Genomic DNA, 12,275 nt, shown 5'->3' on the forward strand with positions numbered 1-12,275 from the left:
CGCCCCTGGCACCTACCGGCTGTAGAAGCCCAGCTGCGCCCGCTTCTCCGGCAACCGCACGTCCGGCAGGTCGATCTCCGGGAGCACGATCTCCCCGCCGAACTCGAAGCCCGCGCGCCGCAGCAGCGCGATCGCCTTGCCGTTGCGCGCGTCCGGCTCCACCACGAGGCGCTTGCGGCCCAGGCCGTCGAGCCCGTACGAGATGAACACGCGCGTCAGCGCCTCGGTGAACCCGTGCACGGCGCCCTCCTTCCCGGCCGGGCCGACGAGCAGGTGCACGCCGAGGTCGCCGTCGCGCACCTCGTAGCACTCGCTGACCCGGTCGGCCTCGGGCTCGTACGTCTGGAACAGGGCGACGGGCGTGCCGTCGAGCCGGACGAGCCAGGCGTGGTGCGTGTCGAGGGAGTCCAGGTGCGCGTAGATCTCGCGCACCTCCTCAAGACCGAGGCCGGTCATGCCCCAGAAGCGGGCGCGCTCCTCGGTCACCCATGCGTGCAGTACGTCGATGTCGGCGCCGGCCGGGTCGAGGCGCGCGATCCGGAACGTGCCGAACCCCTCGACGGTCTCCTCGTACGCGACGCTCGTCGCGGGCAGTGCTTCGGTCACGGGGCGCGGCTCCTTGATCAGACGGTCGAAATCGGTGACGACGGGCGCCAGTTCGCCGCGCAGCCACAGCGGCAACTGGTCCCGGTGGTGTGCGGAGCCGGGTGTCCCGGACGCGCCGAGCGGCACGATCCAGCGGCTGTCGTCGCGGCGTGCGAGGTCCCACACGTAGCGGGCGGCGGGTCCGCGCGCGCTGAGGTCGGTCACTCCGGGCACGCTCGACGTCGACAGGACGCAGTCGTGGTCGCCGTCGAGGCCCGGCCACAGCGTGCCGGGGTCCGGCAGCGCCTGCCAGGGCGCGAGCCGGTGCAGCTCGCCCCAGGTGGTGTCCGGGTCGTCCGCGGCCTCCTCGACCGCCGCGCGGACAGCGGCGAGACGGTCCTCGTACGGGAGCCAGTCCTCGGCCAGCAGGTGTTCCAGGGCGAACGCGATCCGCGGCACGAGGGCCAGCCAGGGCCGGAACACCTCCGGGTAGCCGGGCATGAGGCCCGTGAGCGGGGCGAACCGTTCGTGCTCGGCGAGACGCCGCACCACGCGCGAGCGCACGCGCGCGTAGGCGGCTGCCCGCACACTGCCCGCCACCATGCGGCGGTCCCAGTTGATCAGGCGCTCGCGCAGTCCGGCCGCCGCCGGGGAGAGGCCGTCGAGCCGCTCCACCAGTTCGAGCAGGGGCTTGCAGGAGGCCAGCTCGGTGTCGGTGTGCACGTGGCTCATGTCCTCGGCCCGCCAGGACTCCCGCCCGTCGAGCAGCTCGCGGATGCGGCGTGCGCGGTGGGGCGGGGCGAACTCGATGCCGAGCGGGGCGGCGAGCGAGCGCTCGTTGGCCATGACGGCGACGCCGTCGACCTCAGCGCGCGGCAAGGGCTCGTGCCGTCCTTGCCACGCGTACCGCTCCTCCCAGGCGGGCACCACGCGGAGCATGTTCTCCGGGTCGCGCACGGGGACGGTGCCCGCGACGCGGTGGAGCAGGCCGCCCTCGGTGTCGGCGGCGAGGACGACGTTGACGGGTTCGGCCCAGCGGTCGAAGGCGCGGTCGACGTCGGCGACGGTGCGGGCGCGGAGCAGGGCGGGCAGCGCGGAGAACCCGAGGTCCTCGTGGACGCGCGCGGGCTGGCGCAGGCTGATGCCCTCGCCCCAGCCCTCGCCGCTGTCGTGGTCGGGGCCGCCGATGACGACGACGCCGCGCTCGGTCTCGACGACCTCGACGCCGTCCTCCGTGTGCGCGTGGGCGGCCTGCCAGCCGTCGGGGCCGTACGCCTCCACGCCGCCGTCAGCGGTGCGCCGCAGCCGCTCGCGGTAAAGGTCCTGGTAGTCGGCCATGGCATTGGTGATGGCCCAAGCGACCGCGCCCGCGTGGCCGAAGTGCCCGATGCCGGGGACGCCGGGGACGGCGAGGCCGACCACGTCGAACTCGGGGCAGGCGAGCCGGATCTGCTGGTAGACGCCCGGGTCCTCGATGAAGCGGTGCGGGTCCCCGGCGATCAGCGCGCCGCCGCCGGTGGCGCGGGCCGCGTCGACGAGCCAGCCGTTGCTGCCCACGGTGGTGGGCCCGTCGGTGGCGAACAGGGCGACGGTGTCCGCGCCGAGCCGCCGCGCGACCTCGTCCCGCCACAGCTTCGCGGGGAACCCGGCGAACAGCACGTGCGTCGACAGCCACACCCCGAGCGGGGTCCACGGCTCCCAGTGGCCGGGCGCGGTTCCGGCGCGCGCGAACTCCGGTGCGGCGGCGCCGCGTTCGCGCAGGCCGTGGTTGACGCCGTCGACGTAGGCGACGACCCACGCGCGCGTGGCCTCGTCGAGAGCGTCGTAGCAGCGCCGCGCGGTGTCGGCGAGGCGGGCCTGGCGCGCGAACACGTCCCAGGCACGGGCGTCGGGGCCGAGCGGCCGGGCCGAGGTGCCGAGCAGGCGGTGCCGCTCGACCTCCAGCTGCCAGGCGCGGTCGACGGCGGTCACGTATCCCTGGGCGTACGCGAGCGCCGAGGCGTCGTCCGCCCGCAGGTGCGGGATCCCCCACGTATCCCGGAAGACCTCGAAGTCCGCCATGCCCGTAGCGCCGATGACGGCCACGCGTCCTCCACTCGCTCTCCACAATTCGTTAGGGGACCCTAACCTAATTCGCACTGGAGTCGGAGAAGCGGACCGATGAGGACCGGCCAATTCCGGGCCACCGTCAAAGCGGCGCGCCGGGCTTAGCCCAAGAGGACGGATCTGCCGGCCCCGACGCAGGTCACGGCCGGTCCCGGGGGACAAGACCCCGTATGAGCGCCGCCACGTCCGCCCCGAACGCCGGGACGACCGCGGGCCCGTGCCCCCGGCGGGAACGGGCCGGGACCGACGCGCCGCTCCCCCGCCACCGACTCGTACGGGTGCTCGTACGGACACTCGCCCCGCTGCTCGGGCGCCCACTGGTCCGGCTGCTCGCCCCGCTGCTCGTCCTCGTGCTCGCCGTGCTGGTCGCGCCGCTCGCCGCGACACCCGCGCAGGCCGCGGCCCCGCTCCCGGCCGCCGCGTCCTCTCTCGAACCCGGCGAGCTCCACCAGGACGTTCCCGAGGTGACCCTGCGCCGCCCGGCGGGCGCGCCGACGCCCCTGACCCGGGACCGGAGTCCGCGCCCGTACGCACGGCCGCTCGCGCCCACCGGCCCGGCCGAACGCCTCACGCCCCCGTCCCACCGCGCCCTGCGCACGGTCATCCTGCGCTGCTGACGGCCCCCGGCCATGGGCGGCCCGGGTCCGAGTCACGGGCCCACGGCGGCCCCGGCCCACATCACCGGCCCCGGCCGCCCGGCCCGACCGCACCGCAAGACCTCCGCAGGACTCGGAAGGACACCCCCATGCCCAAGGACCCGTACGCACTGCTGCGCGCCCTCGTACGCGCGGAAGCGGCGCGCGACAGCCGCGCCCGCAAGGCGTCGCCGCGTGAGAAGGCCGCCCCGCCCCCGATGACCCCGCGCCAGGCGCACACCGCCCCGCTGGACGAGAACGACCGCTGAGGAACGGCGGGGGAGGCGGGAGAGAACGGCGGGGGAGGCGGGAGGACAAGAAGGGGGAGATCCCCTCCCGCCTCCACCCGTCAACCCCGCGCCCACCGCTCCCCCGGATGAGCCCTCACCGCGCGACTCGGGGCGCCGACAACCCCGGTGTGCGCGGCGCCGGCCCCCATGGCGCCCGCTTCCGGCCCCCGCCCAGGGCACCGGCCTCCCGGTTCGCACCGTTTGCCGCGGGTATGTACCGGACTCGTCCTGCGTCTCCATGGCTGCGCCCGGCGAGCCCGGCCCGGTAGGCTTTCCGTGTGATCTTCAAGCGCATCGGAAACGGCCGGCCGTACCCCGACCACGGCCGGGAAAGCACCCGGCAGTGGGCGGATGTCGCGCCGCGCCCGGTCCGCCTCGATCAGCTGGTGACGACCAAGGGCCAGCTCGACCTCGAAACGCTGCTCGCCGAGGACTCCACGTTCTACGGCGACCTCTTCGCGCACGTCGTGAAGTGGCAGGGCGACCTCTACCTGGAGGACGGCCTGCACCGCGCGGTCCGCGCCGCGCTCCAGCAGCGCCAGGTGCTGCACGCCCGCGTGCTCGAACTCGGCTGAGAACGGGCCCGGAAGCCGATCTGCGAGCTGGGCCGACGCGCCTCGCCTGTCCAGCCCTGAGGCGCACATTGGCCCTTTTGGGTTGGCCTGCCCCCCGAGCGGTGATCATTTAATAGGCATCACCGCCGCACGGCATTACGCTGCGCTCATGAGCATGCTCACTCCCCCCGGCATGGGCGGTAAGTACCGCATCACGGGGGACAAGTACCCCCGGATGCGCCGCGGTCGCCCGCGCGGCAGGATCGTGCTCGCCGTCGTCGCGTCCGTCGCCGTGCTCGGTCTGATCGGCTGGGGATCGCTCCAGCTGGTGGACGTCTTCACCGGCGGCGGCAAGGCCAAGGCCGCGGGCGCCGCTCCCGCCGACTGCGCGAAACGGCCGGAAGCGTCCGCCTCCCCCGCCGCGTCCGCGGGCAAGAAGCTGCCCACGCCCCAGCAGATCAAGGTGAACGTCCTGAACGCCACGCCGCGCGGCGGCCTGGCGAAGAAGACCGCCGACGAGCTGAAGAAGCGCGGCTTCGCCATCGGGGACGTGGGCAACGCGACGAAGGAGTACGACAAGAAGGTCAAGGGCGTCGGCCTGCTCCTCGGCGCCAAGGCGGCGACCGGCGCGGCGCTCCCGGTGCTCGGCACGCAGCTGACCGGCGCCGAGCAGAAGACCGACACCCGCGCCAAGCCCACCGAGGTCGACCTGATCATCGGCACCGCCTTCAAGTCCCTGGCGACGAAGCCGGCGGCGGACAAGGCCCTGAAGGCCCTGAACGCCCCCAAGCCCGCACCGTCGTCGTCGCCGACCTGCTCATAAGGGGCGCGGGGAACGGCGCGAGCAACCACAAAAAAGCCGCGGACGCGGCACACCGGCAACCCGGCGGACGCGTCTGCGGCTTCTGTCTTCGGGACGGGCCCGCTATTCAGCGGCCCCGTACATACGGTCACCCGCGTCGCCGAGACCCGGCACGATGTACCCGCTCTCGTTGAGCCGCTCGTCGACCGACGCGGTCACCACGGTCACCGGCGTCCCCGCCAGCTCCCGCTCCATGATCTCCACGCCCTCCGGCGCGGCGAGCAGCACCACGGCGGTGACGTCGTCCGCACCGCGCTTGATGAGCTCCTGGATCGCCGCGACGAGCGTGCCGCCCGTGGCGAGCATCGGGTCCAGGACGTAGACCTGGCGGCCGGAGAGGTCGTCCGGCATCCGGGTGGCGTACGTGGAGGCCTGCAGCGTCTCCTCGTTGCGCACCATGCCGAGGAAACCGACCTCGGCGGTCGGCAGCAGCCGGACCATACCGTCCAGCATGCCGAGACCGGCGCGCAGGATCGGCACCACCAGCGGGCGCGGGTACGACAGCTTCACGCCGGTCGTCCGCGCGACGGGGGTGTCGATGTCGACCTGCTCGGTGCGCACGTCCCGGGTGGCCTCGTACGCGAGCAGGGTGACCAGCTCGTCGGCGAGGCGCCGGAAGGTCGGGGAGTCGGTGCGCTTGTCGCGCAGCGTGGTGAGTTTGTGCGCCACCAGCGGGTGGTCGACGACGTGGATCCGCATGTCCTCAACAGTAACCGGGGCCCAGGACCCGGGCTCCCCCGCGCGGTGGCATCAACCGCCGTGACCGGGGGAAAGTGGAGAGGACGCGAGGGACTGGGGTGGTGGTGCGGCGATGCCCGACGAGGAACGGCAGGGGCGGCCCGGGGCCCAGGCGGCCCCCGGAGAGCCCGTGGAGTCGGACGCCGAACGCAGGCGCAGGCGCGCCGTGTTCCTGCGCGAGCTGACCGAGGCGCGTGAGCTGCGCGCCCGTGTCCAGCCGCGACGCGCGCGGGCCGCGCGGATGCGCCGCCAGATGAGGATGCGCACGTTTCGGTGGTGAGGACCCCGTTTCGCCGGTGACACACAGGTGACGTACAGGTGACGGGCCTCACACCGGACGCTCCCGATCGGGGCTCGACGCCAACACAGCGCGCGGAAGACCTCTCTTGGAGCCCGACTTTCTGCCACGATTCCGAGTGGGCGGGGCTTGAACTGCACTCCCCGCCTCCAAGACTCCGCCGGGGGGACCCCCGACCGGCACCTGAGACCAGTGGGAGAGTCACGGTGTACTTCGCCGCACTGCTCGCGCGCACCGAAGACGGGTGGGAAGCGAGCGACACAGAGCTCGACGACGTGGAGACCTTGTCGGACCTGTCCGATCTGGCCCGCGAGGCGTTGGCAGCGGCCGACGCCGAGGACGACACCGTCCTCGTCTTCATCGAACAGGAGGACGCGTGGTTCGGCGTCGTCCGGGTGGACGGCGAGGACGACCCTCGCATCTTCATCTCGGACGCGGCGGCCGCCGCCCGCAGCAGCTATGGCGAGATCCTGCTCACCGACGAGCTGCTCGGCAAGGATCCGGACGCCGCCGACGACGATCTGGACTCCCTCGACCTGGACGGCACGGAGGACGGCGAGTCCAGGACGGACGACGACGACGGCGAGGACGCGGACGAGGGGAGCGGCGGCGCGGGCGACGAGACCGTGCCCGCCGGGCCGCTCGGCGACACCGGCATCCTCGCCGACCTGGGCTTCTCCGAGAAGGAGCTGCTCGGCCTCGACGGGACGGACGCGCTCAGCGAGATCGCGGACGCGCTCGGGGCGGCGGAGGTGCTCGAAACGGTGCGCTGAGCGCGGGGGTCGGCGGGCGGGGTTAGATTCCTGCCCGTGACACCCCCCGAGTCCGCAGAGTTCCCGAAGTCCCCCGAGATTCCCGACCCCCCCGAGTCCGATCCCGTACGAGATCCCTGGCGGCCCGTGATGCGGCAGGCCCTGGCCGAGGCCGGGCTCGCCGCGGCGGCCGGTGACGTACCGGTCGGCGCCGTACTGCTCGCGCCGGACGGAACGACCGTGCTCGCCACCGCGCACAACGAGCGCGAGCTGACCGGCGACCCCACCGCCCACGCCGAGGTCCTCGCGGTCCGGCGGGCGGCGCGGGTGCTCGGCGAGTGGCGGCTGACCGGCTGCACGCTCGTCGTCACCCTGGAGCCGTGCACCATGTGCGCGGGCGCCATCGTCCAGTCCCGGCTCGACCGCGTCGTCTACGGAGCCCGCGACGAGAAGGCCGGAGCGGCCGGTTCGCTGTGGGACGTGATCCGCGACCGGCGCCTCAACCACCGCCCCGAAGTCGTCTCCGACGTGCTCGCCGAGGAGTGCGCGGAGCCCCTCACGCGCTTCTTCCGGGATACCGATTTCAAACCACGGCCCACCTTGGGCTAGAGTTCCTCTCGGTAGCGTGTCCGAGCGGCCGAAGGAGCTCGCCTCGAAAGCGAGTGTGGGGAAACTCACCGAGGGTTCAAATCCCTCCGCTACCGCTGACAACGCCCCTCTTCCACGGGTTTCCCGAGGAAGAGGGGCGTTCTGCGTGTCCGGCTCCTGCGCAGGTTCTGTGGACGTGGTTCTCCTGGTGCACATGTTCCTCGGTGTGAACAAGTGACCGAGATAGACTCGCGCCCGGCCACAGGAGCAACAGACGTGGCACAGGCGCGGGCATGGGGAGGCCGAACGTAGTGCAGCCGAAGAAGATAGGTCTGTTCGTCGTGGTCGTCTTCGTGCTCTACGTGATCATCACCGACCCCGCCAAGGCCGCCGACTACGTGCAGATAGGGTTCGAGGGCGTCTCGACCGCCGCGCAGTCCGTCGGCGACTTCATGACCTGGGTCGCCAACGGCGGCAAGTAGGCGAAGCAGCCCCGAGCCCTACAGGGAGAGCACAGCCGTGATCCGCCACCTGGTCCTCTTCAAGCTCAACGACGGCGTGAGCCGTGACGAGCCGCGTGTCGTCGAGGGCGTCGAAGCCTTCCGCGCGCTCGGCGGCCAGATCCCCGAGCTGACGTTCTGGGAGTGCGCCTGGAACATCACCGACCGCCCCATCGCGTACGACTTCGCGATCAACTCGGCGGTCGAGGACACCGAGGCCCTGAAGCGGTACCTCGAACACCCCGCGCACCAGGCGGGCGTGGCCCTCTGGCGCGAGTTCGCCACCTGGGTGATCGCCGACTACGAGATCTGAGCCGGGCCCGGCAGACGGCCCCGTACGGCCAAACGGCCCCTCGCTGGAGCAGCGGGGGGCTTTTTCGCGCCCTGAACCGGAACTGTCCTAACTTGCCCTGCAACACGTAGTTATAAGGTGCTTGCACACAGTGCACATGTCTTGTGATGCTATGACCGCTTTTGAGCAATGAGTAACGAAGATGAACTGACGAAGATGAACTGACGAATACAGAGGTGGGGTTGACCGTGCCGGCCAGTACTGCGCCTCAGGCGCCGCCCGCGAAGTCCACGCGCGGTGCCGACACACGGGCCCTCACGCAGGTCCTCTTCGCGCAGCTCAAGAACCTCCCGCCGGGCAGCCCCGAGCACTCCCGGGTGCGCGGCGCGCTCATCGAGGCCAACCTGCCGCTCGTGCGGTACGCGGCGGCCCGCTTCCGCAGCCGCAACGAGCCGATGGAGGACGTCGTCCAGGTCGGCACGATCGGGCTGATCAACGCCATCGACCGGTTCGACCCCGAGCGCGGCGTGCAGTTCCCGACCTTCGCCATGCCCACCGTCGTCGGCGAGATCAAGCGGTACTTCCGCGACAACGTACGGACCGTGCACGTGCCGCGCCGCCTGCACGAGCTGTGGGTCCAGGTGAACGCCGCGAGCGAGGACCTGACCACCGCCTTCGGCCGCTCCCCCACCACCGGCGAGATCGCCGAGCGCCTGCGCATCCCCGAGGAGGAGGTGCTGGCCTGCATCGAGGCCGGGCGCTCCTACCACGCGACGTCCCTGGAGGCCGCGCAGGAAGGGGACGGCATGCCCGGTCTCCTCGACCGGCTCGGCTACGAGGACCCCGAGCTCGACGGCGTCGAACACCGCGACCTCGTCCGGCACCTGCTCGTCCAGCTCCCCGAGCGCGAGCAGCGGATCCTGCTCCTGCGCTACTACAACAACCTGACGCAGTCGCAGATCAGCGCCGAACTGGGCGTCTCCCAAATGCATGTGTCAAGGCTCCTCGCCCGCAGTTTCGCCCGACTCCGATCCGCAAACAGGATCGACGCGTAGCTGGAACGGGTAGACCGTCCCAGCGGGGTTTTTCCGACAGAAACCCCGTCCACTTTGGCCACACCCCCTGCGTCCTGCGGCGATTCGTCCCTTCCATGTCGACATGTCACTACAGCGTGTTGCCGACATGTGACATTCTGCTGGAACGGCGTTTGGCGCGGCTCCACGTCCGGTATTCAGGTGGAGGCTGCGCTCTTACCTGACGGGAGCGTCCGCCGCGACCGTCCGCGACCTCAAGGGGGTGGCATGTCCGCAGACCAGGGCAGCTCGAAGGTGCTCACGCTCCCGCCCGGTGTGTCCGATGACGCGAGCGCGTCCACGACCACCGCGCCGATCGACTCCCCGCCCGCCGAGGTGGCGGAGGCGGCGGTGGTGACCGAGGCATCGGTCCCGGCCCCGTCATCGGCGTCCATCGACACCCGCACCCTGTCCCGCTCCCTGTTCCTGCGCCTCGCCGCGCTCGACGAGCACAGCCCCGAGCGGGCCTACGTCCGCGACACCCTGATCGAGCTGAACCTCCCGCTCGTGCGGTACGCGGCGGCCCGCTTCCGCAGCCGCAACGAGCCGATGGAGGACATCGTCCAGGTCGGCACGATCGGCCTGATCAAGGCGATCGACCGGTTCGACTGCGAGCGCGGCGTCGAGTTCCCGACGTTCGCGATGCCGACCGTCGTCGGCGAGATCAAGCGCTTCTTCCGGGACACGTCCTGGTCGGTGCGCGTCCCCCGGCGCCTCCAGGAGCTGCGGCTCGCGCTCACCAAGGCGTCCGACGAGCTCGCGCAGAAGCTGGACCGCTCGCCGACCGTCCCCGAGCTCGCCGCGGTGCTCGGCGTCTCGGAGGAGGACGTGGTCGACGGCCTCGCGGTGGGGAACGCCTACACGGCCTCCTCCCTCGACTCCCCGGCCCCCGAGGACGACGGCGGCGAGGGCTCCCTCGCGGACCGGCTCGGCTACGAGGACACGGCGCTCGAAGGCGTCGAGTACCGGGAGTCGCTCAAGCCGCTCCTGGCCAAGCTGCCGCCGCGCGAGCGCCGGATCATCATGCTGCGGTTCTTCGCGAACATGACGCAGTCGCAGATCGGCGAGGAGGTCGGCATCTCGCAGATGCACGTCTCCCGGCTGCTCACGCGGACCCTCGCACAGCTGCGTGACGGTCTGATCGCGGATTGAGCACCGTCCGCCGCACCCTTCCCAATTGACGGGGCGTCAGACACACTGGCGCGATGGTGCGGACGTGGATGCGCGGGCGTCGTGGGGCCGCGGTAGGTGCCGGGTGCGCCGCCGTGGCCTGTCTCGGCGCTGTCGCCGCGTTCGGCGGGGGCGCCGGTCCCGACGGCTACGTCGCCGTGGGCACGGCCGGCGGCACGCAGTCGCCGAGCACCGCGCCCAGCGGCGAGGTCCGGCTCGTACCGCTGGACCCGGACGAGACCGACCCGCCCCGGCAGACACCCACCGGTTCACCGGACACGGAGCGGTCCGGCGCGAGCGAGGACGGGGCTACGGGGGCCGGGTCGCCCGGCGCCGATTCAGCGGGCGGGGGCCAGGGCGCGGACGGCGGCCCGAGCACCGCGCGGGGCGGCGATGGTGACGGCTCCGACAGCTCCCCCCGTACGGGGACCGGCGGGACGGCCGGCACGGGCGCCAGTGCCGGCGGCGGCCCCGGACCGACCCGGGGCGGCGCCACCCCTGCCCCACCCGTCACGTCAGCCCCGGGCACCCCCTCCGCACCGAGCCCCGCCGGGCCCGCCGCGCTCAAGGTCGGCGAGCCCGTCCTCCAGGGCGCCGACAAGCGCTGGTGCCAGAAGGTGACGCTCGCGCTGCACAACTCCGGGGGCAGCGCGGTGCGTTCGGGCACGGTGACGTTCAGGACGCACATCATCGGCTCGCTCGGCGTCGACTGGGCGACGATCACGTCCACAGAGAAACTCCCCGTGCCCATCGGCGCCGGGGAGGAGAAGAAGAAGACGTGGACGGTGTGCGTCGCGTCCTGGCGGGTCCCGCTGGGGATGCACGTCGAGACCCGCGACGTCACCGTCGACTGGAAGTAGGGGCGTTACCCGGACAGCGGGCGGGGACGTTACTTCAGCGCCAGCCACGCCACCGCCGCGACCACGACGACCGCGACGACGATGCCGATGATCACGCCGACGCTCGGGCCGGACTTCACCGGGGCCGCCTGCGCGCGCACGGTGGGGGTGCCGCCCTCGTCGACGAAGGCGCGGAACATCTGGGTGGAGCCCGCGGGGTCGTAGTTGCCTTCGGGGTTCGGGCCCTGGGGGTTGTGTGCCATGGGCCAGGACCCTAGCGAATCGGCGCGACGGGCGCCACAGTCCGCTGTCGGCCCACGTGAGCTGGGCCTTTACACGAGCAAGCGCTCCTCTTTGCCGTCATTTTATCTTCGTACGTCCCTTTTAGTTTGCCTGCGGCAACCAACTGGTTCTATGGTTGCCCTAAGCAACGAATAAAATATTGGTCAGGAGGTGCTGTGGCCGCACAGCGTCATTACGACGAGCTGGCCCGTCAGCTCAGTGCCTTCGGCGCCGTCAAAAGGGATATGGCACGCATCCTGCCGCCCGAGTGCCCGGCCGGTTCGGCCGCGGTCCTCACCCTGCTCAAGCGCTATGGCGACATGCGGATGAGCAGGCTGGCCGAGCTCCTGGCGGTGGACATGTCCGTGGCGAGCCGCCACGTGGCCCACACCGCCGACCGCGGCTGGATCGAGCGTCGCCCCGACCCCGCCGACAAACGCTCGCGCATCCTCACCCTCACCGCCGAGGGGAACGCGCAGATGGACGACCTGAACGTCCGGACGACCGAGCTGCTCGCCGACCGGCTGAGCGACTGGTCGGACGACGAGGTCAACCAGTTGATCACCCTCATGACGCGCCTGCGCGACAGCTTCGGGGACTGCCGGACGACGGCGTCCCGCACCCAGCTCCCCGTCGCCGCGCAGAGTCCGGCGTCGACGCAGACCACCCGTACACCCGCGTAAACGTAAGAAAAGGAATCCCATGGCAACA

Annotated in this window: 16 protein-coding genes and 1 tRNA gene; 14 read left to right on the forward strand and 3 right to left on the reverse strand. The window is 71.8% G+C overall.

Annotated elements, in window-relative coordinates:
* Positions 1-12 precede the first annotated feature (12 nt).
* Entirely contained in the window at positions 13-2,646 is a 2,634-nt protein-coding gene (locus N5I75_RS26985; RefSeq protein ID WP_476682324.1) for a GNAT family N-acetyltransferase, read from the reverse strand.
* 215 nt (positions 2,647-2,861) lie between these two features.
* On the opposite strand from N5I75_RS26985, the gene N5I75_RS26990 reads away from it, so the two are divergent.
* The 4 genes from N5I75_RS26990 (at position 2,862) to N5I75_RS27005 (ending at position 4,993) form a co-directional block, all read left to right on the forward strand.
* Positions 2,862-3,308 (forward strand): hypothetical protein, encoded by a 447-nt coding sequence (locus N5I75_RS26990; protein ID WP_476681494.1) that lies wholly within the window; start codon positions 2,862-2,864, stop codon positions 3,306-3,308.
* A 128-nt stretch (positions 3,309-3,436) separates the two neighbouring features.
* Positions 3,437-3,595, forward strand: a complete 159-nt coding sequence (locus tag N5I75_RS26995) for a hypothetical protein (protein WP_476681496.1) — start codon at positions 3,437-3,439, stop codon at positions 3,593-3,595.
* Between the two features lie 299 nt (positions 3,596-3,894).
* On the forward strand, positions 3,895-4,191 hold the full coding sequence (locus N5I75_RS27000; RefSeq protein ID WP_003955420.1) for a type II toxin-antitoxin system VapB family antitoxin: 297 nt from the start codon (positions 3,895-3,897) through the stop codon (positions 4,189-4,191).
* A gap of 148 nt (positions 4,192-4,339) precedes the next feature.
* A complete protein-coding gene (locus N5I75_RS27005) occupies positions 4,340-4,993 on the forward strand; it encodes a LytR C-terminal domain-containing protein (RefSeq protein WP_476681498.1) in 654 nt (217 codons plus the stop codon).
* Between the two features lie 102 nt (positions 4,994-5,095).
* Here the strand turns inward: N5I75_RS27005 and upp are convergent, their stop codons facing one another.
* On the reverse strand, positions 5,096-5,731 hold the full coding sequence (gene upp / locus N5I75_RS27010; RefSeq protein ID WP_394432597.1) for a uracil phosphoribosyltransferase: 636 nt from the start codon (positions 5,729-5,731) through the stop codon (positions 5,096-5,098).
* A 112-nt stretch (positions 5,732-5,843) separates the two neighbouring features.
* Between upp and N5I75_RS27015 the strand changes: the two genes are divergently transcribed.
* The 9 genes from N5I75_RS27015 to N5I75_RS27055 all read left to right on the forward strand — a co-directional run bounded on the left by N5I75_RS27015 (position 5,844) and on the right by N5I75_RS27055 (position 11,303).
* Entirely contained in the window at positions 5,844-6,050 is a 207-nt protein-coding gene (locus tag N5I75_RS27015; RefSeq protein WP_476681500.1) for a hypothetical protein, read from the forward strand.
* Between the two features lie 224 nt (positions 6,051-6,274).
* Complete coding sequence (locus tag N5I75_RS27020) at positions 6,275-6,841, forward strand: tRNA adenosine deaminase-associated protein (protein WP_476681502.1); 567 nt, start codon at positions 6,275-6,277, stop codon at positions 6,839-6,841.
* Between the two features lie 129 nt (positions 6,842-6,970).
* Positions 6,971-7,429 (forward strand): tRNA adenosine(34) deaminase TadA, encoded by a 459-nt coding sequence (gene tadA / locus N5I75_RS27025; RefSeq protein ID WP_476682326.1) that lies wholly within the window; start codon positions 6,971-6,973, stop codon positions 7,427-7,429.
* A gap of 10 nt (positions 7,430-7,439) precedes the next feature.
* Positions 7,440-7,524 (forward strand) — tRNA-Ser (locus N5I75_RS27030).
* A 177-nt stretch (positions 7,525-7,701) separates the two neighbouring features.
* On the forward strand, positions 7,702-7,890 hold the full coding sequence (locus N5I75_RS27035) for a hypothetical protein (RefSeq protein ID WP_361076648.1): 189 nt from the start codon (positions 7,702-7,704) through the stop codon (positions 7,888-7,890).
* 37 nt (positions 7,891-7,927) lie between these two features.
* The gene (locus N5I75_RS27040) at positions 7,928-8,221 is read left to right on the forward strand and encodes a Dabb family protein (protein ID WP_476681504.1); all 294 of its coding nucleotides are present in this window, start codon (positions 7,928-7,930) and stop codon (positions 8,219-8,221) included.
* Positions 8,222-8,436: 215 nt separating this feature from the next.
* Entirely contained in the window at positions 8,437-9,255 is an 819-nt protein-coding gene (locus N5I75_RS27045; protein ID WP_476681506.1) for an RNA polymerase sigma factor SigF, read from the forward strand.
* A 246-nt stretch (positions 9,256-9,501) separates the two neighbouring features.
* Complete coding sequence (locus tag N5I75_RS27050; RefSeq protein ID WP_476681508.1) at positions 9,502-10,425, forward strand: RNA polymerase sigma factor SigF; 924 nt, start codon at positions 9,502-9,504, stop codon at positions 10,423-10,425.
* Between the two features lie 53 nt (positions 10,426-10,478).
* Positions 10,479-11,303: a hypothetical protein gene (locus N5I75_RS27055; protein WP_476681510.1), complete on the forward strand. Its 825-nt coding sequence runs from the start codon at positions 10,479-10,481 to the stop codon at positions 11,301-11,303.
* A 29-nt stretch (positions 11,304-11,332) separates the two neighbouring features.
* Here N5I75_RS27055 and N5I75_RS27060 read toward each other — a convergent pair whose 3' ends face one another.
* Entirely contained in the window at positions 11,333-11,545 is a 213-nt protein-coding gene (locus N5I75_RS27060; protein WP_476681512.1) for a hypothetical protein, read from the reverse strand.
* 195 nt (positions 11,546-11,740) lie between these two features.
* On the opposite strand from N5I75_RS27060, the gene N5I75_RS27065 reads away from it, so the two are divergent.
* Complete coding sequence (locus tag N5I75_RS27065) at positions 11,741-12,247, forward strand: MarR family winged helix-turn-helix transcriptional regulator (RefSeq protein ID WP_476681514.1); 507 nt, start codon at positions 11,741-11,743, stop codon at positions 12,245-12,247.
* Positions 12,248-12,275: the final 28 nt, after the last annotated feature.

The sequence above is a fragment of the Streptomyces sp. R818 genome (genome assembly GCF_056172735.1).